Annotated in this window: 23 protein-coding genes; 7 read left to right on the top strand and 16 right to left on the bottom strand. The window is 45.4% G+C overall.

Features of this window, described 5'->3' with window-relative positions:
• Positions 1-89: 89 nt before the first annotated feature.
• The 6 genes from B4V02_RS09855 to B4V02_RS09830 all read right to left on the bottom strand — a co-directional run bounded on the left by B4V02_RS09855 (position 90) and on the right by B4V02_RS09830 (position 5,408).
• Complete coding sequence (locus B4V02_RS09855; protein WP_043891085.1) at positions 90-434, bottom strand: winged helix-turn-helix transcriptional regulator; 345 nt, start codon at positions 432-434, stop codon at positions 90-92.
• Between the two features lie 246 nt (positions 435-680).
• On the bottom strand, positions 681-1,412 hold the full coding sequence (locus B4V02_RS09850; RefSeq protein ID WP_094154647.1) for a ThuA domain-containing protein: 732 nt from the start codon (positions 1,410-1,412) through the stop codon (positions 681-683).
• Between the two features lie 20 nt (positions 1,413-1,432).
• On the bottom strand, positions 1,433-2,401 hold the full coding sequence (locus B4V02_RS09845) for a sugar phosphate isomerase/epimerase family protein (RefSeq protein WP_094154646.1): 969 nt from the start codon (positions 2,399-2,401) through the stop codon (positions 1,433-1,435).
• Positions 2,402-2,440: 39 nt separating this feature from the next.
• Positions 2,441-3,523 carry a Gfo/Idh/MocA family protein gene (locus B4V02_RS09840; protein ID WP_094154645.1) on the bottom strand — a complete coding sequence of 361 codons (1,083 nt, stop codon included), beginning with the start codon at positions 3,521-3,523 and terminating at the stop codon, positions 2,441-2,443.
• A complete protein-coding gene (locus B4V02_RS09835; RefSeq protein WP_094154644.1) occupies positions 3,516-4,283 on the bottom strand; it encodes a sugar phosphate isomerase/epimerase family protein in 768 nt (255 codons plus the stop codon). Before B4V02_RS09835 ends, B4V02_RS09840 begins: the two co-directional genes overlap by 8 nt.
• Positions 4,284-4,301: 18 nt before the next feature.
• Positions 4,302-5,408, bottom strand: a complete 1,107-nt coding sequence (locus tag B4V02_RS09830) for a Gfo/Idh/MocA family protein (protein ID WP_094154643.1) — start codon at positions 5,406-5,408, stop codon at positions 4,302-4,304.
• Positions 5,409-5,573: 165 nt separating this feature from the next.
• On the opposite strand from B4V02_RS09830, the gene B4V02_RS09825 reads away from it, so the two are divergent.
• Positions 5,574-6,392 (top strand): AraC family transcriptional regulator, encoded by an 819-nt coding sequence (locus B4V02_RS09825; RefSeq protein ID WP_094154642.1) that lies wholly within the window; start codon positions 5,574-5,576, stop codon positions 6,390-6,392.
• Between the two features lie 85 nt (positions 6,393-6,477).
• Here B4V02_RS09825 and B4V02_RS09820 read toward each other — a convergent pair whose 3' ends face one another.
• From B4V02_RS09820 to B4V02_RS09800, 5 genes are all read right to left on the bottom strand, one after another.
• Positions 6,478-7,962 (bottom strand): alpha-N-arabinofuranosidase, encoded by a 1,485-nt coding sequence (locus B4V02_RS09820; protein ID WP_094154641.1) that lies wholly within the window; start codon positions 7,960-7,962, stop codon positions 6,478-6,480.
• A 280-nt stretch (positions 7,963-8,242) separates the two neighbouring features.
• Entirely contained in the window at positions 8,243-8,524 is a 282-nt protein-coding gene (locus B4V02_RS09815) for a DUF6171 family protein (protein WP_007430967.1), read from the bottom strand.
• A 91-nt stretch (positions 8,525-8,615) separates the two neighbouring features.
• Positions 8,616-8,936 (bottom strand): hypothetical protein, encoded by a 321-nt coding sequence (locus B4V02_RS09810; RefSeq protein WP_094154640.1) that lies wholly within the window; start codon positions 8,934-8,936, stop codon positions 8,616-8,618.
• Between the two features lie 79 nt (positions 8,937-9,015).
• Positions 9,016-9,957: a Gfo/Idh/MocA family protein gene (locus B4V02_RS09805; protein WP_094154639.1), complete on the bottom strand. Its 942-nt coding sequence runs from the start codon at positions 9,955-9,957 to the stop codon at positions 9,016-9,018.
• A gap of 160 nt (positions 9,958-10,117) precedes the next feature.
• A complete protein-coding gene (locus B4V02_RS09800) occupies positions 10,118-10,807 on the bottom strand; it encodes a TerC family protein (protein ID WP_007430970.1) in 690 nt (229 codons plus the stop codon).
• Between the two features lie 352 nt (positions 10,808-11,159).
• Here B4V02_RS09800 and B4V02_RS09795 point away from each other — a divergent pair, with 352 nt between their 5' ends.
• Together B4V02_RS09795 and msrA are read left to right on the top strand one after the other, a co-directional pair.
• Entirely contained in the window at positions 11,160-11,777 is a 618-nt protein-coding gene (locus B4V02_RS09795; protein WP_094154638.1) for a TVP38/TMEM64 family protein, read from the top strand.
• A 178-nt stretch (positions 11,778-11,955) separates the two neighbouring features.
• Complete coding sequence (msrA, locus tag B4V02_RS09790) at positions 11,956-12,927, top strand: peptide-methionine (S)-S-oxide reductase MsrA (RefSeq protein WP_094154637.1); 972 nt, start codon at positions 11,956-11,958, stop codon at positions 12,925-12,927.
• A gap of 93 nt (positions 12,928-13,020) precedes the next feature.
• Here msrA and B4V02_RS09785 read toward each other — a convergent pair whose 3' ends face one another.
• The 3 genes from B4V02_RS09785 to B4V02_RS09770 all read right to left on the bottom strand — a co-directional run bounded on the left by B4V02_RS09785 (position 13,021) and on the right by B4V02_RS09770 (position 16,210).
• On the bottom strand, positions 13,021-13,824 hold the full coding sequence (locus tag B4V02_RS09785) for a lipid II flippase Amj family protein (RefSeq protein WP_094156979.1): 804 nt from the start codon (positions 13,822-13,824) through the stop codon (positions 13,021-13,023).
• Between the two features lie 326 nt (positions 13,825-14,150).
• Entirely contained in the window at positions 14,151-14,855 is a 705-nt protein-coding gene (locus B4V02_RS09775; RefSeq protein ID WP_094154636.1) for a YitT family protein, read from the bottom strand.
• 464 nt (positions 14,856-15,319) lie between these two features.
• Positions 15,320-16,210, bottom strand: coding sequence for a DMT family transporter (locus B4V02_RS09770; protein WP_094154635.1), 891 nt, complete (start codon positions 16,208-16,210; stop codon positions 15,320-15,322).
• 336 nt (positions 16,211-16,546) lie between these two features.
• On the opposite strand from B4V02_RS09770, the gene B4V02_RS09765 reads away from it, so the two are divergent.
• The 4 genes from B4V02_RS09765 (at position 16,547) to B4V02_RS09750 (ending at position 20,736) form a co-directional block, all read left to right on the top strand.
• On the top strand, positions 16,547-16,960 hold the full coding sequence (locus tag B4V02_RS09765; protein WP_094154634.1) for a YhjD family protein: 414 nt from the start codon (positions 16,547-16,549) through the stop codon (positions 16,958-16,960).
• Positions 16,961-17,070: 110 nt separating this feature from the next.
• The gene (locus B4V02_RS09760; protein WP_094154633.1) at positions 17,071-18,534 is read left to right on the top strand and encodes a spore germination protein; all 1,464 of its coding nucleotides are present in this window, start codon (positions 17,071-17,073) and stop codon (positions 18,532-18,534) included.
• Positions 18,527-19,618 (top strand): GerAB/ArcD/ProY family transporter, encoded by a 1,092-nt coding sequence (locus tag B4V02_RS09755; protein ID WP_094154632.1) that lies wholly within the window; start codon positions 18,527-18,529, stop codon positions 19,616-19,618. The genes B4V02_RS09760 and B4V02_RS09755 overlap by 8 nt, the downstream gene beginning before the upstream one ends.
• Positions 19,615-20,736 carry a Ger(x)C family spore germination protein gene (locus tag B4V02_RS09750; protein WP_094154631.1) on the top strand — a complete coding sequence of 374 codons (1,122 nt, stop codon included), beginning with the start codon at positions 19,615-19,617 and terminating at the stop codon, positions 20,734-20,736. Before B4V02_RS09755 ends, B4V02_RS09750 begins: the two co-directional genes overlap by 4 nt.
• A gap of 14 nt (positions 20,737-20,750) precedes the next feature.
• On the opposite strand, the gene B4V02_RS09745 is transcribed toward B4V02_RS09750, so the two are convergent.
• Together B4V02_RS09745 and B4V02_RS09740 are read right to left on the bottom strand one after the other, a co-directional pair.
• Positions 20,751-23,276 (bottom strand): transglycosylase domain-containing protein, encoded by a 2,526-nt coding sequence (locus tag B4V02_RS09745; protein WP_094156978.1) that lies wholly within the window; start codon positions 23,274-23,276, stop codon positions 20,751-20,753.
• Between the two features lie 549 nt (positions 23,277-23,825).
• Positions 23,826-24,479: a glycosyltransferase gene (locus B4V02_RS09740; RefSeq protein WP_208618713.1), complete on the bottom strand. Its 654-nt coding sequence runs from the start codon at positions 24,477-24,479 to the stop codon at positions 23,826-23,828.
• Positions 24,480-24,524 lie beyond the last annotated feature (45 nt).

The raw sequence follows: 24,524 nt of genomic DNA, 5'->3' as shown, positions 1-24,524 counted from the left end.
CGGAAAATAGCCCTTACATACAAAATAAAAACAGCCTTTTTCTAGGAAAAGGCTGTTTTGCTATGAAAAACGCTTATTTAGTTTGGTGCTCATCTAATCCATTCTTCAGCCCAAAATTGAATCTGCTCCATTACTGGCTGAAGTGCACGGCCTTTGGTTGTAAGCTCGTATTCAATGCGGACAGGAGTTTCCGGGTATACATGACGCGTAAGAATTCCTTCATTTTCCAAGTCTTTCATCCGCTCTGATAACATTTTGTCACTCATTGTGGGAATCAGATTGGAAATATCCTTAAACCGCTTGGGACCGCTCATCATAGATTGAATAATCAATCCGTTCCAGCGCTTTCCCAGACATGAAAAGGCGGTTTCAAAACGCGGACACATTTTTGTAAATTGCGGTTGACCCTCCAAATTTTTCACCTTCTTTTGCATTTCGGTTTGATAAGGCTTTCCTTTTGTTAGTATATATCATTTTAGCATACTTTATCCCGAAAGAAAACACTTTCTTCTTAAATTAATACTTGCTCCGATAAAGTTGCCATGACCAAAGCTGATTATACAACAACAACAGCAACTGGTATATGTCTAAATCGTTAAATGAAAAGACAGGCGGAATCTCTTGGGATTCTGCCTGTCGATCTTTTCATTATTAAACTTATTGAGACATGATGAATGTCTTTATACCAGCACTCCACCGAGAGGTCTTATCGCCTCGCTTTTACCATATATTGGGTTGATTATACCTGTCGAGCAGGCCCAACGTATGCTATTGGCAATGACCTTCAATATATCAGGCTGGTAATAGGTCGGATATGTTTCATGTCCGGGACGGAAATAAAATATTTTGCCGCTGCCTCGACGGAAAGTACATCCGGTTCTGAATACCTCGCCGCCTTCAAAGTTACTAACAAATATCAGTTCATCCGGCGTAGGAATATCAAAGAACTCCCCATACATCTCTTCATGCTCCAACAAAATTTTGGAATTTACTCCTTCTGTAATGGGGTGTGACGGATTTACGGACCAGATAATCTCCTGTTCGCCTGCAACTCTCCATTTCAGATCACAACTGGTTCCCATCAGAGCTTTGAATGGCTTGGAAAAGTGACCCGAGTGCAGAACGATCAAGCCCATGCCATCCTGTACTCGTTTTACAACACGAGCTGTAACCTCATCACTTACCTGATCGTGGGCTTTATGCCCCCACCACAGCAGCACATCTGTGGAATTCAGGACTTCCTCTCCCAAACCATGCTCAGCATCATCATGCAGAGTAGCCGTTCGAATAACAAATTCCTCACCGGCCAGGCCGGCTGCCAATGCCTTGTGTATCCCGTCAGGATACACCTGTTTTGCCTCATCATTCAGCTTCTCATTCAGAAATTCATTCCAAATGGTGACGTTAATCATCCACATTTCCCCCTATTAGGTTAGACCCACCACATCTCGCTCAGCGGCTCTTCAATTAGAACCTGACGAAGATTGTGAACGGCCTTAGTAAAGCCTTCCTCTACAGACATCAGACCATCTTCATGCTCAATGCTTACCACATAATCGTAACCTACCAGACGGAGAGCACTGATGATATCCGCCCAGGTTTTAACATCATGTCCATAGCCGACGGTACGGAACTGCCATGCGCGATCCAGCATATTGGTATATTCCTGCATATCGGTAAGTCCGTATTTATTCACATTGATCGGATCAATCGTCGTATCCTTGGCATGAAAATGATGAATGGCTCCTGCCCGGCCTAAAATTTGAACTGCCTGCACCGGATCAATGCCCTGCCACCACATATGACTCGGGTCCAGATTGGCACCAATGACCTCCCCGACCGCTTCACGCAGACGAAGCAAGGTTGCGGGCGTATGAACCGAAAAGCCCCCGTGTAGCTCCAGTCCAATTTTTACATGGTGATCTGCTGCAAATTTCCCCGCCTCACTCCAATAAGGAATAATTTTGTTCTCCCATTGCCACTTTAGCACTTCCTGAAAATCATTAGGCCACGGAGCTACCGGCCAGTTCGGATACTTCGCATCCTCATGATCACCTGGACAGCCAGAAAAAGTGTTGACAACGGGAACTTCCAGCTTTTCAGCCAATTGAACGGTTTTATGAAACGTTTCATGGTCTGCCTGAGCCAAGTGTTTTTGCGGGTGAAGAGGGTTGCCATGGCAGCTAAGCGCACTAATCGTGAGTCCCCGGGACTCTACTGCTTTTTTGAAGTTTTTGAGCGCCGTTTCATTGGCCAGCAGTTCATCTGGCTTGCAGTGTTTATCTCCCGGATTGCCGCCTGTACCGATTTCTACAGCATCCAGTCCTTGGGAAGCTACATAATCCAGCGCTTCCTCCAGTGAGCGTCCGCCGAACAACACCATGAATACTCCAAGTTTCAAAAGAAATCCCTCCCTGTATCATATGTGAAAAAAGCGACTTTAATCAAAATAAACCGCCTTCCCCGTACGTGCCGATTCATAAATGGCTTCCAGAATTTCAGTGACAACCAGTGCCTGTTCGGGCTTCACAAGCGGCTCTTTGTCGTCCAGAATGGATTCGATCCACAGACGGGCTTCCCGGTCTGCCTCATTTTCCGTTTCTCCTGAGTAAAAGGCCACACCGCCCGCATCCAGATCTATTTTCGTATCAAACAAGCGGCTATTCTTTTCTCCGTTAATGCGCAATCCATCCTGCATATCGGCTCCGCCTTCCGTTCCGCATAGCAGTGTCTTGGCTTCGCCAAATTCTACAACGTTTAATGCCCAGCTGGATTCCAGTACGATCGTAGCTCCATTTTGCATTGTAATAAAACCAAAAGCAGAATCCTCCACCTTAAATTCCTCAGGATTCCAAGGTCCAAAAGCATTCGCCGCATTTTTACGATCCCCCAGCTTATGGAAGGTTGATCCCATTACGCTTTTAGGCTTGTAATTATCCATCAGCCAGAGTGTCAAATCGAGTGCATGTGTACCAATATCAATCAGCGGGCCACCGCCCTGCTTCTCTTCATCCAAGAATACTCCCCATGTCGGAACCGCGCGTCGACGCAGAGCGATTGCTTTGCCCAGATAAATTTCACCAAGCTCTCCCTGCTCGACCAATTGCTTCAGATACAAACTATCATCACGATAACGGTTCTGATACGCAATGGACAGCTTTTTACCTGTACGGTTGGCCGCAGCAAGCATTTCCCGTGCCTGCTCGGCCGTTTTGGCCATTGGCTTTTCACATAGCACATGCTTGCCTGCCTCAAGTGCGGCGACCGTAATTTCGGAGTGTGAGTCGTTGGGCGTACATACATGTACAACTTCAATGTCTTTATTTTCAAGCAGCTTACGGTAATCACTGTAGACTTGGGAGCCTTCAGCACCAAACTTTGCTGCGGCCTCCTCAGCGCGTCCCGGAATGATGTCACAAAAAGCAATGATCTCTGCACGCTTTTGCTTGGCAAGACTCGGCAAATGCTTGCCGCTCGCAATCCCCCCACAACCAATAATCCCGACTTTGAGTGTTTTAGACATGAATATTTCCTCCCTCAGCTGCGTAGTGTTGGAGCCACTTAAAGCTAGTTTCAATGCTTTCGATTGGAGGATTTGAGCTGAAATCCTGTTCCACCACAATCCAATCCACGCCTGCCTGAATAGCGGCGTCCGTAATAGCCTGAAGCTGTACTTCTCCTTGGCCAAGCTCTACGGTAACTGCTTTTTGCTGTTCGTCACGTGCCATATCCTTTAAGTGAATGATAGGCAGGCGACCCCGATAACGTCCGATGTATTCCACAGGATCATAGCCTCCATAGTATACCCAACAAGTATCCATTTCGACCTGTAACAAATCAGCGGGAACTTCATCATATATAGCATCAAATACCGGACGATCATTAATTTTCTCCGTCATTTCAAAATCATGATTATGATAAGCCAAAATCAGGCCCTGTTCCTTCACCTTTTCACCAATACGATTCAGATTGGAAAAAAGTTCATCCCACTGGCGCTGTTCGTCGGTTAAATAAGGAACGATCAGGTACTTATTGCCCAATTCCTTGTGGTATGCAATCTCTTCATCCAAATGATCCAGCAAGCGAGTATATGGCACGTGAGTTCCGACAACTTCCAGTTTCAGTTCATCCAAAAGTGCTTTGACATCCTTGGCGCTGCGCCCGAAAAAGGTATGAAATTCTACCCCTTTATAGCCAAGCTCAACGACCTTGCGCAACGTACCTTCAAAATCCTGTTCAAGCTCTTCCCTTACTGTGTACAATTGCAATCCTACTTTTGCCATTGCCCTTCACCTCTTCTATTAGGATGGATGTACCGTTATATCTGTTCCTTCATACAAATCCTCGTCCGGCTCAAACGTGCTCTCCAGCATAATATGCTTTCCTTCCAATGAGGAACGTTGAAAAGCATGCATGGCTTCCAACACATGATAGGCTAGCTCCGCATTGGCATGATGGTTCTTTTCACTGCGAATGGCTCTCACCATCTCGCCTGCACCTATTCCACGCTCGTTTTTTTCACATTCAAAAAGAGGCTTCAACACCTCCACGTTTTCCTCTCCAGGTCGACGAAGCTTAACATCGCCGTTAAAAAAGTTAGGGTCCGGTAGATTCAAAGTCCCTTTTGTTCCGTAAATTTCGATACGCGGCAGCTCGGAAGCTCCCTGAATATCAAAGCTGGTGATCAGCGTTACGATAGCACCGTTATCAAAATCCAGGGTCCCGGCCAGATGCGTTGGTGTCTCCACTTGCAGTGGCGTGCCGCTTTTGGGACCGGAATGTATATAACGTTCCGGAATCTGAATCCCTACGGAGCCGCTAATTCGCCGAATTGGCCCGAGCAGGTGGATCAGCGAGGTCAAATAGTAAGGCCCCATGTCAAACATCGGCCCACCTCCAGCGGCATAGAAAAACTCCGGATTCTCATGCCACCACTCTGGGCCCCTGCCCATTAAAAAGGCCGTAGCAGCTACTGGCTGACCAATGATTCCGGACTGTATGGCATGGCGTGCAGTCTGAATGCCCGCGCCGAGAAATGTATCCGGAGCACAGCCGACACGCAGGTTTTTTGCTTTGGCTACATCCAGAATGCGTCTGCCGTCCTCCAAAGATACCGCCAAAGGCTTTTCACTGTACACGTGCTTGCCTGCCTCCAGTATCGCCACATCTGTCAGTGCATGGCTGCCAGGCACAGTCAGATTAAATACAAGCTCAATCTCAGGCTGACGCAGCAACTCATCCACTTTGTATACGTTTTCAATGTTGAATTCATCGGCCTTCGCCCTGGCCCTTTCCTCCAGCAGGTCAGCGACAGCTACCACCTCAATAAGCGGACTATTTTGCAGATTTTCAAGATATACCGTACTAATGTTACCACAACCGATGATCCCGGCCTTCATTCGTTCCACATCGTCACACTCCTTGGCCTCCAACATGTACTTTGTGATCTAGCATGTAAGCTTTACAGTTCACATGGTATTCTATTTCGGTTTCGTTTAAAATGAATAATATGATTAAAACATGAACAATCTGGTCAATATTTGAAACAGCTAATTGCCCAAAGGAGTCATCATATGTCCATCGTCGAGTCTTGTCAGGTTCTTACCGCAGGCTATTCCTTTCATCGTAAACCCTTTTATTCGAACCAGCCTGATGGGATTAAAAATTATTTATTTCGACTGCAAACAGACGGACGCTGCCAGGCCCGCATTAATGGAAAAATGACACGAATTGAGGCGGGAGACCTGTTGCTGTTTAGTCCAACTGAGCCCTATGAGCTGGATATTCACAATGAGTTGAATTCCATGGGTGAACAGATCGTGGAAAGCGGAGATTACCACATCTTTTTCGGTGGCGCTTGGGTAGATGAGTGGTGGAATCACCACAAACGGCCTAACCGAATCAAGGTTCAGCTCACAGAAGCCCTGCTCGGCCTATTTCGCCAGCTAGTGATGGAACAGCGTCGTATTTCTAATCCTTACCCGGAAATTTCAAGCTATTACATACGCATTTTATGTTTGGAGTTCGACCGTATGCTGTCCGAGCATCCTATTGCTACACATCATAATTACCTGGCTTATCAGATTAAAAATTATATTGAGGAAAATGCATCCTCCAACTTCAAACTGGATGACGTTTCTTCACATGTCGGCATCAGCGTATCCCGAGCCGTGCATTTGTTCAAGGAAACATTCGATACAAGCATTATGCAGTACACGCTGGACATCAGGCTCAACATGGCGAGGGAGCGAATCATTTTCAGTCCTATGTCACTGGAACAAGCCGCAGAATCGTCCGGATTTGCAAACTATACCTATTTTCACCGTGTATTCCGTTCCCGCTTTGGCATGTCTCCCAAGGAGTTCAGAGTGATTCACCGCGAGCAATTATAAATAAAAGAGAGCGTTCGCCTGAACGCTCTCTTTGTCAAACTAAATGATAAAGCGAGTACTGCTTTACATACCACAGCCTGGATTATTACGGAGCAATCGCCAGCATCACTACCGACATCGGCGGCAATACAATATCCAAACGCTGACCCTGCTGCTGGAAGGACGTAAAAGCTGCCTTTTTTACGCGCTCCGGCTGGTCAAACGTATTATGTGCCTGCATTTCATCGCTGACAAGGACAACTCCACTGATCTCCTTAACCTCTTCCAGTCCTCTCAGCTCCAGATTTAAATTTGCAGACTCGCCCGGATGGACATTGCACAAGCTGATATGAATATAGCCATCCTGTGCCTTGGAAGCAGACACACTTACTTGCGGGATGGAATCTCCATCATATTCATAATTGCCTAGCTTGGTATGAGTAGCAAGTGCTTGTGCATCCTGATGCACCTTGAACATTTCAAATACATGATATGTCGGCGTCAACAGCATAGCTGGCCCTTCGGTCAGAACCATCGCCTGCAAAACATTGACCATTTGGGCAATATTCGTCATCTGCACACGGTCATGGTGATTATGGAAAATGTGCAGGTGCAGTCCAGCTACAAGCGCATCGCGCATCGTATTTTGCTGATACAGAAAGCCCGGATTCGTACCCGGCTCGGTCAGGAACCAGGTTCCCCATTCATCGACGATCAATCCGACCCGCTTATCAGGATCATATTTGTCCATAATGGCAGAATGGCGGGTAATCAATTCGTCCATGTGCAATGATTTTTTCATCGTCTCAAACCATTCCGCTTCATCAAAACCGAGTGCTTGCCGTTTCGCTTCCCAAGTACCCGGGACCGTGTAATTGTGCAGACTCAAACCGTCCATAAGATATCCGGCTTCTCGCATCAGCACTTCGGTCCAACGGTAATCATCCACATTTGCCCCGCCTGCAATCCGATAAATGCGGTTATCGCCATAGTTACGAACATAGGTCTGATAACGACGATACAGATCGGCATAATATTCCGGACGCATGTTGCCGCCACAACCCCAGTTTTCGTTCCCCACTCCAAAATATTTGAGCTTCCACGGTTTCTCACGACCGTTTTCCTGACGCCATGCAGCCATAGGCGATTCCCCATCAAAGGTCATATACTCTACCCACTCCGACATTTCCTGCACTGTACCACTGCCTACATTTCCACATATATAAGGCTCTGCATTTAACAGCTCACACAACTGGAAAAACTCATGTGTACCAAAATGATTATTTTCAACCACACCACCCCAGTGCGTATTTACCATTCTCTTGCGATTTTCTTTCGGTCCGACACCGTCTTTCCAATGATATTCATCAGCAAAACAGCCCCCTGGCCAACGCAGCACAGGAATATTCAGCCTTTTAAGCGCTTCTACCACATCATTGCGAATTCCGTCCGTGTTCGGAATCGGAGATTCCTGGCCAACCCATAAGCCTTCATAAATACATCTTCCAAGATGCTCGGCAAATTGCCCGTAGATATTCTTGTTAATAACGCCTTGTTCCCAATCGGTATTTACAATAATGGAACCCTTCACAACAAGCCCTCCCCTAAAATATAAAGATTGCTGCATCATTCGCATAAATGATTACGCTTTCAAAATAACGAAATGTAGCTCTTTCTGCCGCACTTTTTACTGACCTAATCTTTGTGTTTTCATCAAGTCCAGCAAGCATTTGATTAATAAAAACATTAATAATTAAACAAAATCATTTTACACGTTTAATATATTTTATTGTCTACTATTTGTCAATCTTAAGCAAAAAGGTTCATTCAAACCAAAAAGCCTGCCATTAAGGCAGACTGGGATGGGGGTATTATGAGGACGCTCCTTGCCAGCGTGAACCACTATAACTGGGACAGTTATGCGTGGCTGCCAAGGCACGTACACGGACAATGCTTCCGCTAATGCCGCATGTATGCCCAGCCATTAAGTCTTCGCATTGTGAGCAGGCCAACAGTCTGGCCTCATACACTTCATCGTTCACACATTCCACTTTGGGTCTCATGTTATTTAGAATTCTGGTAATTTGTTCCTCAGATATCGTGATGTCTCTTTCGCAGCCCTTACAGGTGCTTGGTACCGTTACATCTTTCATCGTCAGTTTACCCTCCCTATAACAAGATCCTAATTCAAGCAGTTGATCCCATGCTATCGTTATTATAGCATTTCCTTTATTCTGGCTAGCCCTATTTTCGTTCCTGCGGAAGCTGGGCAGCCGCCTCAGCTACGACCATCGCCAAGTCCTCGTTTCCGAACATGGATAGCACCCCCAATACCGTATCGAGCGGAATATCGCCCGCTTCTTCACGCGATACAGTCAGCTTGCGTACTCGTAGCAGACGCTCGTTGCTATCTTGCTGTGGATAAGCTGCACGATATAATTCCTCCGGCTCCAGTCCATGATTGATGCACCATTGCGCAAACACCAGAATCATCATGTCCTCTTCCTGCTTGTAATTTTCGATAATGGCTTCTTCTAGCTGTTTACTACGGTTATCCTCTACCATTTATTCATTTCTCCTTCAACCTGTTTCCTGATGTCTGGATTCGTCATGATCGCTGTCTTCCGTTCAATAAGTTTTGGTATTAGTCATTCAGATGATTGACCAGTTCTTCTGCCAGCATATGGCTTTCCAGCACCTTTCCAGCACTTATCGTGCACTCCTCCGGACGATGAATATGCTCCAGAAAATGGTTCACGACTCCGCTGAATCCCCGTCTTTCCAATATCGTGTCCCAGCTTCCGAAAACTTGCGTTAGTGGCAGCTTGCTTTTTTCCGTGAAAACAGCCTGTTCCATATTGGTTACTTCAGCAGATCGACCTGCCCCATGCAGCTCCAGCCTCTCTATGTCAGCTCCTGCCTGTCTGCTCATGCTATAGCTACCGAAGGCATTTCCCAAACGTACGGAACCAAACGAAGCTTCCATATACCCTTCATTCGTCGTCGTCAGTTTACTGTGCAACAGCTCATAATGATCGCCGCCCAGCCACAATAGCAAATCAAGCATATGAATCAAATCATCATAGACCGTTTGTTCAGCAGGTCTCCGATCATACCCCGTTCGGTGTTTAATGGCTGCACATTGACTGAAGCCGCCCACTGTCTCCAGCCAAGCTTTAGCAGCTACATAATGCGGAGCAAAACGTCGGTTAAAGCCTACCGCCAGCAGCACAGCTTGTGCCTCCGCAAACGCGGTCATCTCCACACTTTGACGAACATCATAGGACAACGGTTTATCTACATACACCGCAATTCCTTTTTCAATACACGCCATAACCAGATCAAAATGAGCTTCCGTCGCGGCATGTATAAATACAGCTTCCGGCTCCCACGCCAGCATCTCCTTTACATCTGTCGTTCCTTTCGGCAGCCTGTATTGCTCCATGATAGAATTAACCGGCTCCTGCGAACGGTTCATGACACCTATAATGTCCACACCTTCGTGTGCAGCCAGCAATGGCAAATACACTTTGCGAGCAATACCTCCCAGCCCTGCAATGGCCACTCTTGTTTTCTGCTTGTTCATACTGTTGTCACCTCTTAATTACTATTCATCTGTTGTCTAGTTTACATGGAAGTCTGCTGACAAGCAAAGAAAAAGAGACTGCTCCGGTCCAGTTGGACTTAACGGAACAGCCTCTATGTAAGAATGCTCTGCTTAAGCTGCAATGACTTAAAAGGCTTGCTTAGGCGTGAAGCGCTTGTTTTTTTGTTTTCTCCGACTTTATTTTTTTAACGCGCAGCCCAATGGCTACAACCAGAACCACAATCAGAGCTTCAAAACCGTATTTAACGACCCCATTTGCAAACCACTGTGCAATTAACGGCTCAGCCACCACCATTTTTGCAGCGGTATAGGCTAATACAGCAGCTCCAATCGTAATGACGACCGGATAACGTTCAGTCAGTTTCAAGATAATCGTACTTCCCCATACCATAATTGGAACGGAGATCGCCAGACCAAGAATTACAAGCAGCATATCACCATGAGCCGCTCCCGCGACAGCAAGTACATTGTCGAGTCCCATCATTGTATCCGCAATAATAATGGTGCGAATCGCTGCCCACATTTGATTGGTTGCTGAAATTTCGTGCTTCTTTTCTTCCACCAGCAGCTTGTAGGCGATATAGATGAGTGCAAGTCCCCCGATCAATCGCAAGCCATAAATTTGCAGTAAAAACGTGACCAATACCGTAGCAATCACACGAATGATGACTGCGCCGACCGTCCCCCAAATAATAACCTTCTTTTGGTTGGCCTTGTCAACATTGCGAGCTGCCAGGCCAATTACGATCGCATTATCTCCAGCTAGCACCAGATCAATGATAATGATGGACAATAATGCGGTAAAAAACTCAATTGAGAAAAAATCCATACGTTCCTCCCACCTTCTTTATTTATTTGTTATACTTGTACATAGTTCAGCGCTTTATACTAAAAAAGCGCCGCTTCACGGAAATCCGGAAATGGCGCTTGACCCAAATTTAGCATCAAAAAAAGACCATTTACCCGGATTCCGAAAATCCTGGCAAAGGTCTCGCTTACAACATAACGTTGCCAATAAAGCCGGGGATTTATGATCCCGTAATGACGACTTTACTCGTTGAGCTACTCCCCTTTGGGAACTATTCTGTTAGTGGCAGTATAACACACATTATTGGGAATGTGAACCCTATTTTTTCCGTATAAGTGATAAGCCAAACAGAAATAATGAAAGAGGTATGTAAATGAAAAAATGGCTATTCGCCGCTGCTTATGTTTCGCTGCTCTGCATCGCGTTTATCTACAGATATGATTGGCTTGCTTGGGCAAATAAGCAAACCTCCTTCCCGGCTCTGCTGCTAATTGCATTTTTATTCGCGTTAATTCCGTTCGTGCCTTACAAGCTGATTATCGCTTCCATTGCTTATGCGGCAGGTGCCTGGCAAGGCGCTTTGATCTGCTGGCTTGGCACTACCTTGGCTGCACTGGTCGTTTATGGTGCGGTACGTACCCTGTTCCGCGACAAAGGACGAGCATACCTGAAGCGGTTTCCCGCGTTGGAACGCTTGAATCAGGTCATGGAGCGGGAGCCTTTTACCGCTGTGCTGCTGGCTCGCCTGATTCCGGTCATCCCGCAGGCGGCTGTAAATGTATACACCGGAGTAGCGGGGTTTCCGTTTTGGAGCTTTCTGCTAGGGACTGCTATTGGCAAACTGCCCGCAATTGCCGTATACGCTTATGCAGGCGGCACCATTGCGGAACATCCGATCACCGGCTTGCTCATTTTGCTGTTGTATACTTCGCTGCTGGGTGGCTGCTTTGTACTGTATCGAAAAAGACTTCAACGTGCCAATAGAACATAACGTTGTGGTTTTTTCCCCGAATCTGTTGGGTTGTAGAACTATAATTTTGAGGAAGAGATCGTTGCGGAACCGATCAGCTTGTGATGGTTCGTTGGATTTTGCGAAAATGTCATATATAATTTAATTGTAAGCTATTTAAATATCAACTAATTAACAAACTCAGATTGGAGTGACGAGTATGAGCACCAACAATCCAAACACAGTGGAAAAGGCAACTTTTGCAGGCGGCTGCTTCTGGTGCATGGTTTCCCCTTTCGAGGAATTGCCCGGTATTTTAAAGGTTAGATCCGGCTATACAGGAGGACATACAGAAAACCCCACCTATGAAGAGGTGTGCTCTGAAACTACGGGACATGTGGAAGCAGTACAAATTACATTTGATCCACAAGTTTTCCCGTATGAAAAACTGTTGGAGCTTTTCTGGCAACAGATTGACCCGACAGATGAAGGGGGACAATTCCACGATAGAGGCTTGTCCTACCAAACGGCTATTTTCTATCATAATGAAGAGCAGCGAATCCAAGCAGAAGCCTCTAAAGAAGCTCTGGCTCAAAGTGGACGCTTCGACAAGCCCATTGCTACACCCATCCTGCCTGCGGCAACTTTTTATGAAGCGGAAGAATATCATCAGGACTATCACAAGAAGAATCCCGCTCATTACAAACGCTACCGCAAAGGCTCAGGCCGCGAGGACTTTATCGAGCAGAATTGGTCCAACAAGATTGATAAATCTGATCTTAAAGATCGGCTGACCCCTATCCAATACGAAGTAACACAAAAAAACGCGACTGAGCGCCCTTTTCAAAATGAATTTTGGAATCATGAGGGTGAAGGGATTTACGTGGATATCGTATCCGGAGAGCCTTTGTTCAGCTCGCTGGACAAATATGATGCGGGCTGCGGTTGGCCGAGCTTTACCCGCCCCCTGCGCAGCTACAGCATCAAAGAAAAGACCGATCTCAGCCATTTTATGATCCGTACCGAGGTCCGTAGCCGTGAAGCAGACTCTCATTTGGGGCATGTATTTGACGATGGTCCAGGTCCAGAGGGACTCCGCTATTGCATCAATTCCGCCGCACTCCGCTTTGTTCCTCTAGAGGACTTGGAGCGTGAGGGGTATGGAGCCTATAAGTCATTATTTGAAAAGTAAGTGAACCACAAAAGCATCTCAGGCTGGCTCAAGGCATCCCTAACGGATGACCTCAGGTCAGCCTTTTTTCAATGTATAGCACATCGTTGCACCTCAGCCCATAACCCATCCAAGCCAAATGGCCAGCGGTACCAGTAACAACTGGGCAAGCAAGGTACCTGCCAATCGCGAAATGATCATCCAGCCGTACATACTGTTCATCCGATGTAAAGGCAGTTCTCCACGCAATGTTTTTTCCGACAAAACGGCCAATCGAGGATCAATTAACAGGGTCAATAGTACCGTTGCTACGCCATTGATTAGACCTGACGACATGGACATTACCGTACTTTGAGCGGGCCACAGGAACGATGCGTACAAGGCGGATACCACCCCGGTCGTATAAATTGCGGTAACCGTCATATTCAAAACAATGAGACGCTTGGGTATTACTCCACTCAACAGTGAGGTGAGCATGGACCAGGTAGGACGCTTTATATAATAGCCCGCATACTTCCAGCGATTTCGCAGCATGAAATGACGCACCATAGCCGGAATAGACCCAGTATGCTCCAAGTGTACAATCCATCTGGCTGACATGCGCACAACCGTTGGATACAACAAAATAGCGAACATTGTTCCAACGGTTGCGGCCAATAACACTCCATGCATATGTAACTCCAGTCCGACATCCGCTCCGCCCATTTGTGCCGCAGCTTTGGCCTGGTCAACCATTCCTCCCAGCAAAGGCCCCTGCGCCATATTAGAGGTACGTGAAACCAAGAGCAGCATCCCCGCTACGGTTAACGCCAGTCCGATACGACGCGCCCGTAAGCCTCCAAGACGTAGGGCGTAAGACAAGCTATCCGTAGTATGTATGATGATGGTAAGTAGAAAAACAACCCCCCAGGCAAACAAATGCTCCACCCCTTTTCTGGTATTCTGTATTCTGCATTCTGCATTCTGCATTCTGCATTCTGCATTCTGCACATCATTATACGCTTTTTCTCAAAATACATTTTACAGTATTTTCATTCTTTTTTGTTTACATTGCTAACGCACTACTTCGTGACGGCTATAAAGAAGGACGCTCCATTGCCATTGCAACTTCTCAAGCCAAGGAATGGAACGATCACCATCATTCTGGACGCATTCAGTCTGCTCAGAAGCCTTTCTGACAGAGCTTAGATACAGCGAAAGGGTGTTACGTAAGAAGATTTCTCTCCTAACGTAACACCCTCTCCTTATTGACGAAGGCTGTGGACGACCGGCACAGTTTTGGCAACTACCTTGTTGGCTGGAACAGCCGCAGGCAGCACCTTTTTCACAGGTCGGTGCAGTTGGAATGTTGTCGTCCATGTAATTATTTTTCCGGCAAGCCACACAGCCAGTATTGTAAACATTGTTTCCTTCACAGGTAGATACAATAGTGATAATCCTAATACGATAATGTCACTGACAATAAACACATTGCCGATTTTCCATCCGCGCCACTCACTGATCAGCAGGGACAAAATGTCATCGCCCCCGGTTGCTCCACCGAATCGCAGCACGATTCCGGCTCCCAACCCAGTCAGTACTCCACAAAGCAAAGCCGCTATTAGCAAGTTGCCGTGCAGATCTATAACCAGCGTCGAATATTTTTCAAATCCTGCATAAAACAGGGAAAAGCCGACTGCTCCGATCAATGCCAGCAGCATGAATCTTCTGCCCTTCAACACCCATGCCAGAATGATGACAGGAATATCCAGCAACAGCATACTCCACGCCGGAGATATGCCAAAGGCATAATGTCCCAGCAGGGCCAGGCCCGCAAATCCGCCTTCTGACAAATGATTTTGAGCATTAATGTGATAGTACGTAAAAGCTAAAATGCATGTTCCGAGCAGCATGACAACAATCTGCCTTAGTGCTCCATTGTTCACGATAGATTCGTAAGTTTTCCTCATACAGGCTCCCTCGGTTTCTCGTAAGTTTATTGTGGATGAGCCCACTCTTACGGAAGCTACCGGGTAAAATGTGCCTTGAGGACTTGGTCCTTCGCATGTACAATCCCCTCTTCCGCAGAGTTGGCTTTCGCAACTTGACGTTACTCCGCGGAAAAGCTAAGTATAAGACAGATCAAATCGTTTCCAAATCGTCCTTTGGGGAAGTATCCTTCGGGGACACATGGTATCCTGATCCTTTCTTTTGTGGAATAAAACTCCGACATTTCTGTGGTACTTGTATTTCTATAAATTATTATACCACACCTTACCACTTGCTAAAAAGCTTGCTTTTTATGGCTGCACCATATTTTTTATGGTATGTGCGAGCATGCTTTATTGTATGTGCGAATTACAGCATTATACCGAAGGTTTGGCGAATGCACATAAAATATACTCCCGCGTATTTCTACCCGTTTACAGCGCTATTATCCAGCTAATTTGACTGTTCTACGCTGATTGGCCATAAATACACCTCCCAGGATAAGAACGAGTCCGGCAAGAACATTCCAGCCAATATGCTCATTCAGCAGCAAAAATCCCCATACAATAGCGCTCACTGGTACAAAATAAGTCACCGAAGCAGCAAATTCTGCACTTCCTCGCAATATCATATAGTTGAACAAAATATACGCTACTCCTGATCCCAGAACCCCTAGTCCTACGAGGGAACCAAACACACCGGGAACAAAAACAATCGACAAATCAGGTCTCTCTACAATTGTCATCATGATACCACCCCCAACTGCCGCACCAAACAGTGTCGCAAAGGTAGCCTGATACATGGACAGATTGGAGAGAAAACGTTTGGACAGCTGCGTTCCAAATCCGTAGCAGAGAGTCGCAAGCAGCATACATCCAAAACCTACAGGATCAACTGAAATAATGGATGCAGGATTAATGCCCAGTAAAATAATGATCCCTACAAAAGCGAGACACATTCCCAGCCACTGTAGGCGATGAAATATAGCTCCGAAAAGGACAAGCCCCACCAACATGGTCCAAATGGGCGTTGTAGCATTTAATACCGAAGCCATGCTGCTAGCTATTCTGGTCTCACTAAAACCGATCAAAGTCCATGGTAAAACCATGTTGACCAAAGCTACCAGAATAACGGACTTCCACGGAATGCTGTTGATTTTAAACGGTATGCGCATAAACAGCATCAACAAGACAATAAAAACAAATCCGAAGCTGGAACGGAGAAAAACGATGGTCCACGGTCCTACTTGATGCAGCAATAACACTTTAATAAACAGAAACGAACCACCCCAAATAAGACTCAGTAGCAATAACGCTGCATACAACGAACGTGACAATATGTATACCTTCTTTCTCTACCTTCTTATGATAAATAATAGCAACTGACCGCAATCAGTAACGATCTCTCCTTTTATGTAAGTTTTTTAAGCATTAGCTTAACATAAATCCCGTTTCACTGTCACCGGCGATCCAAGCAAAAAGTTCTGTGTATTGACACCCCGATTAGTGCTTCAAACCAGGTATAAAACTATAAAATTTGCTTTCCTGCTGCTTTTCCAATAATTGATGATTGCTTACATAACAGAAAAATTCCTATGATGAGGTATAAAGGGAACGTTTGTTCTGTACACTTATTATATATTGTATTCTTACTCCGAGTAAAGGAGATTTTTATGACAAACAAAAAGCTGCATGACAACAAGAGTAAAGCCCCTCAACCTTCCGAAAAAGATGCGGCGTTGATCAAGATCTGTGTACTTTTAACCCTTGTGCTGGATGTTTTGGAGCGAGACATTCGTATTCTGAGTACCTCTCCTTTAAAAATGCCCGATCTGTACGTTCGTAGCCTGACTGAAGTACAACAGCGCGTTGCAGTTCAATTAGCAGAGACGAAGGCCCAAATGAAAAGACAAGGGATTAAAATATATAGTGAAATCCGAAATCATGAAGGTGTAGAGGTTTTGTATATGTGCCGCGGTTATCAAAAGCGGTTTTTCATGCTTTCCTCCTTTGCCCGCAGTGAGGTCAGACGGAAACTGGGACATTATCTGGGAATTGATCTGACCCAAGATGATGTTCCCTTGTAATCTCGTCTACAGTCCAATAGATGCGAGAATGGATAATTCACCAGATCGTGGATAAATCCAATCCATTTGGCGCACATTATACCTATCTCATCCAAAAAGGAGGTGCTCTCTTGACCAGACATGACGCAGCTTTCTTTGAATTAAGCAGCAATGTTTCTTTTATAGAGCAAGCGCTTTTTTATACGGATGATTTACAAAAACAGGCGATTTCCGTTGACGGTAAAGATAGTATGCTTCTCTATATTGATTCGCTCGTGGATCAGGAGATGATTCAGACGCATATCCTGAGTGCTTTATACGAGAAGACCGACACAAGCTCCCATCAAATGTTCACTACCCTGAGCAGCCAAAAGGATACTAACCTCCAAAATGCCATTGATTCGCTTATTCAGGGATATTGCATTTTTATGATAGATCGCACGGAAGAGTTTTATATCCTTTCTTCCGAAAAAACATACACTCGCAGTACGGATGAACCGGAAAACGAGGGGATTATTCGCGGACCCCACAACGGATTTATTGAGCAGCTATCCATCAATCTCAATCTAATTCGCAAACAAATTATCAACCCGTCGCTGGTTGTACGTTATTATTATGTCGGATCTAGAACGAGAACTAAAATTGCTATCGTCTATGTTCAAGACCTGGCTAATCCTGAGCTGGTGGAAGAAGTGAAGATGAGAATTAAAGCGATCTCCTCGGACATGGTACTCCCTCCCGGTTTTATTCAAGAGTTTACGGAGGACAATCCTTTTTCCCTGTTTCCTCAGCAGCTCAGCACGGAACGGCCGGACCGGGTAACTGCTAATCTAATGGAGGGACGGATCGCAATTTTGGCTGAAGGTAGCCCTACCGCTTTAATTGCCCCCGTTTCTTTTTTTGCATTTTACCAAAGCCCTGATGATTATCATGGCCGTTGGATTATCAGTTCATTTCTAAGAATGATTCGGATGGTTAGCTTTCTGATCGCTTTTACGCTGCCTGCCGTTTACATTGCAACGATAGCTTTTCATTCTGCTATTTTGCCATTAGAACTGGCACACACCATCAAAAAATCACTGGGGAACATTCCCTTTCCAGCTATTATCGAGGCCATGCTGCTTGAATTGATCTTTGAGGTGCTGCGGGAAGCCGGGGTCCGCCTCCCCAGTCGGGTCGGTCAAACCATTGGTATCGTTGGCGGTTTGGTCATCGGGGATGCTATCGTTCGGGCAGGCCTCGTGTCATATACGATGATTATCGTCGTCTCGTTAACAGCAATTTCTTCTTTTTTGGTACCCTCTCATGAAATGAGCTCAGCTGTCCGTATTCTCCGCTTTCCAATGATGATTGCAGCGGCCTTGTTCGGATATATCGGCATTGCTTTTGGTTTGCTTATTCTCACCATCCACCTTTGTAAGCTGGAGACGTTTGGTACGCCCTATTTTGCTCCTCTTGCACCTTTTCGGCTTGGCGATATGAAGGATGTTTTTATCCGTTTTCCCATATGGACACTCCATCAGCGGCCCCATGATTCTAAAGCCCAAAAATTGAAGCAACAGAACAACTCTAGGAGCTGGAAACGACGTGAATAAAGAAAGTACTATTACACGGAATCAACTGTTTTTTTTGATCATCAAGTTTGAGATTGGCGTAGACATTTTATCACTTCCCTATCAAATGCACCTTTCATCCAAAGGAGGGGGCTTGATATCTGTCCTTATTGGCGGCTTTCTGACCCAGCTTATCATTTTGCTGTGCTGGCTCTTGTTAAGGCGATTCCCCTCTTCCTCTATATATCAGATATTAACCCAGCTTACCGGATCCTGGATTGGCAAAATACTGACTGCCACTTACATTGCTTTCTATCTGCTTATGGGGACCTCGGTGCTTGTGAATGCTTATGACGTTATTAACCGCTGGATGCTGCAGTTTACTCCCCGTTGGGCTATACTGGCACTGTTTTTGTTCAGTAGCATCTATCTGGTTCGGGAAAATTTGAGAACAATTACACGGGTGCTTGTGTTAATCTCATTTCTGATTTTGCCAATGATACTATTAATCAGCTATGGCATAAAGCAATCCAACCCACTTTATTTGTTGCCACTAACTGAGGCGGGATGGTCCCGTATTATTGTCGGTTCAAAAGAAACACTGATGGCGATGTTTGGTTTTGAGTTTATTCTCGTCGTCTTCCCTATGATAGAGGGCAAAAGTGTGGGCAAGCTCAAGACAATTCTGGCAGCTAACGTGACCGTGGTCTTGTTGTATTGTTTTACGGTATTCACCTGTCAGACTGCATTTAGCCCCCAGCAGCTTGATTTAATGCCCGAGCCGATCATTTATTTGCTCAGGTCTATTCCGCTGGGAACGATGGATCGGGTCGATTTTATTTTCCTGCCGATTTGGCTCATTTCGATCTTTGGTGCCATAAGCGCCTACTATTATGCTGCGTCTTACGGAATAAGCTACCTACTCAAGCAAAAAAGTCACAAAAAAGCAGTTCCCTTTGTTGTGCTCGCCTCATGCATAATTGCTTATTTGCCCCAACGAAGAGAAGATTTCGAGTTCATTGGTTCCCTAGCGAATAGTTCCGCTTATTTTTTCCTGATTGTGCTCCCTTTTCTGCTGTTGATCCTATCTTATGTTTTCAAAAAAAAGGAGGAAGCCGAAACATGAAAAAAAGGAGCAGAGCGCTTGGAATGCTGGCTCTACTCATTTTTACAACGGGCTGTTGGGATCAGGACAGCTTGAGGGATGCCAGATTGGCAAATGCATCGGCTTATGATCTCACTCCTGAAGGTATGCTGAAGCAAACGCTGGAAATTGTAGATGACTCTCAAAGCAATCAAGGCAAAAGCACCAATGAAATTCATTCAAGCACCGGAAATTCCGTCCGGCAGAGTACAGACAAAATCCGGGCCAAAGTAACCGGGGATATCCGCTTTTTCAAATATGGAATTATCTTGTATGGTGAAAGCGTGGCTCGAAAAGATTTATACTCTTTTTTGGATGTGCTGTACCGGGAGCCTGACTATCCAACTTCCCATGTCAAGATTGCTGTTGTAGACGGGCTGGCTGGAGATATCCTAGAACAACAAAGCATAAGCAGCCTTTTAATTGGTGAATTTATAACCAAAAAAATCAGAAGCCTCGAAAACATATGTGTTTTCCCTGAAATGACGTTGGAGACATTGCTTCCCCCAATGCTTGATCCGGGTCAAGATTTCGCACTTCCCTATCTTGCCAAAGAAGGAGAAGATATTATAGCGCGTGGAATTGCCTTATTTCACGGACAAAAGTTCACAGGAAACCTAAGCACCAAACAAGGTCCTTTATACGTCCTGATGACTGGAAAATGGAAAAAGACAGCTACCTTCGTAAAAAAGGTACATCCAGGGCCTGCCAGTGATGTGCAAAACTTTATTACGTATCAGGCCATTACGCAGAGCGTCAAACGCCACCTTGCAGTGAAAGTTCAGCGAGATGGCCAAATTGATGTGAATCTCAACTTGAAACTGCCTGTTAATGTTGTTGAATATGCACGAGACCATCTTCAAGATAAGACTAATGTACAGCGTCTGAATGGTCAGCTTTCCGAGATCATGACCCAGGATGCGGAAAAAATTATTCGTACACTTCAAAAAAGCGGATGTGATGCCTTTGGCATAGGCAGACAGTTGATTGCCCACCATCCAGCCGTATGGAAAAGTGTGGATTGGAATAAAGAGTACCCTAATGTCCGTTTTCATACGCAGGTCACTGTCGACATTGTCGGGAACGGCATTTTAAACTAGATCATCCTACGTTGTTAGTTTTTGGGTTGATCAGGCGTTGTTTCAGGATAAATAACCTCATCAGGCTGCGTTTTTGGAGTCTCGTCCTGGCTCTCTGCATTAGAAGGAGTCTCCTGCTCATTTTGGGCAGCAGGCTGCGAAGTATCTACTGATGGCAAATCAATGTTCTCATCAGGCATACTTATCCCAGTGTCTGTGTCAGGAACAGGAGGAGTCATCTCTTCTGATGGAACTTTCTCTTGGTCTGTTGCAGGCACTTCTTTCTCTGGAATCTCTGCCTCCTTTATATCTGTTTTGGTCGATACCGATGGTTTGGAAGAACGGGGAAGCTGTTCCCTCCCGACTTCGGTCGGCACATATTTTTGGTTAAACCAGTCGGTCACGAGCTGACCAGATTGGCGGGAATAATGCCCCGGAAGTTTACCTGTAAGACTAGACACCGTAACTTTCACAACACCTTCTGGCTGTATAAAATGCTTATTCTTGAAAAGCTGGGGCTGAGCCTTGATCGCCTCATTCATGATTAGCGCCCACACCGACTGTGCTCTGGTATGCCCTGCTTGTGATAGTGTATTCACCTGTTGACGATAACCAGCCCAGACGCCAAGCGTAACGTCAGGGGTGTAGCCCATGAACCACACATCACCAAAGTTTTGTGTCGTACCGGTTTTACCGGCAATATCAATGGTGCCGTAGCTTCTAAAAGCCTTTTGCAGTCGTTTCCCGGTTCCCCTCGGGTCAGATATAACAGTTCTGAGCATATCCGTCATCAAAAATGCGGTTTGCTGCGAATATACCCGCTTCGACTGTGGTTTATATTCATATACAATCTTGCCATTGGCATCCGTAATTTTGCTGATCAGATGAGGTGCATTGTATACCCCCATATTAGGAATCGTTCCATATGCTGCAGTCAGCTCCTCAACGGATACGCCTTTACTTAGTCCGCCCAGTACACCTGTCTGGGCATATTCATCCTGCGGCTGTATCGTCGTAATTCCAAGAGAACGAACAAAATTCCAAGCATTATGAATTTTAACTTCATATAAAAACAGCCTCAGAGCAGGAATGTTGATTGACCGATTGAGCGCTTCACGGGCCGTCATAAGCCCTTCGTATCTTCTATTATAATTTTTAGGAATATGATAGCCTTTACGTCCGTCTTTCAATATAATTTGCGAATCATCAATAAGACCAGCAGGCTGAGTATAACCCTTTTCCAAAGCGGGCAAATAAGCAGCAATTGGCTTCATGGCAGAACCGGGCTGACGTGTCATTTGCGTTGCATAGTTCATTTGCTCGGTATTAAAATCCCTGCCCTCGATCATACCGAGTATTGCTCCCGTTTTATGATCAATCATGATGGCTGCAATCTGCTCTAATCCCTTCTGCTTGCTGTATGGAGAAAAGTTTTGCGGATTGGCTGCAATCTGCCGCATATCATTATAAATTTTCTTATTTATCGTTGTATAAATTCGGTAGCCAGACCGCTGCAGCTCTTCTCGTGTATTTTGAAGAAGCTCAGCATGCTCGGGCTTAGAAATCTCGGCTGCCGTAAGATTTGGATTTTCCTGAAGCGCTAATAACTGAGCGGCCTCACGCTCTGTCTCCAGCATCAAATAAGGGAATGTATTATAGCTTTTTTCACGATGTGGCGCAAGCGTGGCCTTAACATCAAATTGGAGCGCTTCATAATATTCTGTTGGTGTGAGTTTACCTGTTGCCAGCATTCTTGCCAGCACGACACGTTGGCGCTCCATTGCTTTGTCGAAGCCTTCTTCATCGAACTTCCCTTTACCATCAAAAGCAGAATAAACAGACGGCAATTGCGGCAGACCTGCCAAATAAGCCGCTTGAGCAATATGAAGCTTATGTAGATCACTTACATTAAAAATTCCTAATGAAGCAGACTTAATTCCATACAAATTATAACCAGCTGAACCGTTGCCAAAAGGCATTTTATTTAAGTAGGCTGTTAAAATTTTATCCTTGCTCATGAAACGCTCCATACGCAGTGCAAGCAGCATTTCCTTCACCTTACGGCTGTCCGTCTTGTCGAGACTGAGGAAAACCCGTCGCGCTACCTGCTGCGTCAGTGTGCTACCACCCGTTTGGCGGTTCTCATTCAGAAGCTTCTGTTTGACAGCCCGAGCCGTTCCTTTTAAATCAACGCCACGATGCTCATAAAACTGACTGTCTTCCGTTGAAATAAGAGCATCTATAATGGACTGAGGAACATCCTTCAGGTCAACGAGCTGTCGATCCTCCTCCATGCGCATTCGTCCAACCGGAGTTACCTGATCATTAAAATATACAAAGCTGGTCAGAGCATTTTCATCTACCTTCTCATATATCAACTGACGTGATCGTACAGGTTCATCATGAACGAGCGCTGCCACATAGCCAGATATAAGCCCTCCGGCAAATAGCACTCCCAACAAGCCTGCCAGCGAGAACCACTTGATATTAATCAGTAAAACTTTACCGAAAATACGCCACCTGCTGCGTTTTTGAGATGATGGTCGACGTTTTGGGTCCATAAAAATGATTTTCTCCCCTCGATGTTCATTCATTTTCCATCTATTTACGTTCAACATAATATGATACGCCATGTTAGGTTTCCCGTAAACTGCAACGTTCCAAAAAATACATTTGCATTAAGAACACTTGTTCTGTATATAATACTACTATATGAGTTTACATTCAAGAATATTTTGGAAAAGTAATGGACACATATCTGGAAAGAAGGTTGTAATTAGTGAAGGAGCAGAAGCAGTAAAAAATGTCCTGACCTTATCATTGTACGCCCGAGTATGCAGCATTATATCGACATTTCATTAAAATAACTAAAATCCATTATGGACGTAGTACCCAACCCATTAGATAGCAGACCGGAGCCTGGGTCAGAATATCCCAAACTCTTTAGTATGGTAACCTCGTTAGGTGCAGTTGATTTCAATGAAATTGAGCTTGCGGGAGGATACATTTCGGTTCAACATCCGACTGCATCCATAAAAAAAGCTTTCCATAGCCACCCTTTGGGGTGATTATAAAAAGCTAATCTGCTTTGCAGCGTCTATAGCGCCCGCTTAAAATTTTCCAGGAAACTGTTTGACAATACCTTCTGTCAGGATGTCCGCAAAATGAATCATATGAATCTCGTTTTTGTCGGTTGCTGCAATATCCGCTTTCCAATCTCCTTTGATACAGTTAAGGACTATTTCCGTAATCAACTGAAGATGCGTATACAGCATATCTTGTAGCACTTTAAACTGCCAGTTCGGATTCGCTGTGCTTAAAAATTTGGCGATATCGTCAGCGTTTGTATGCCAATCCGCCTCTAACTTTTTTACATCCGCCTGATTGCCCGCTTTGGCAGCCGCTACAATTTTAACTGCGATCAGAATATGCTCTCTCAGAAGATCAGCCAGCTTATTACCGACGGCTTCCCCATAATAAGGCTTGATCACATTGCCTATGTCCTGCTGGTTCCGTAAAAGCCGATCCAATACATCCTTCTGATCTGGACGATCAGATATGGCGCTGACAATATAGCTTCTCGTCCATATCGTATGGTCGATCCATACCTTCTGCATATCGCCTTTTAGTTGCACCATTTTGGGACTTATGCAAGCAGAATCCTTCTCCTCGCCTACCTTCGCTTGCGCGGATACAACTACCGGAGTCATGCTAAAAACGAACGCCAAGGTTAACGGCAACGCCAGCAACCATTTGTTTTTCACATTCATCTGCTCCTCTGCACGTTTGGAATAAACAGGCTGTCTTAT

Source organism: Paenibacillus kribbensis (assembly GCF_002240415.1).
GTDB lineage: Bacteria > Bacillota > Bacilli > Paenibacillales > Paenibacillaceae > Paenibacillus > Paenibacillus kribbensis.
Note: the sequence above shows the minus strand (reverse complement) of the source record. Positions and strands in the feature narration are given on the sequence as shown.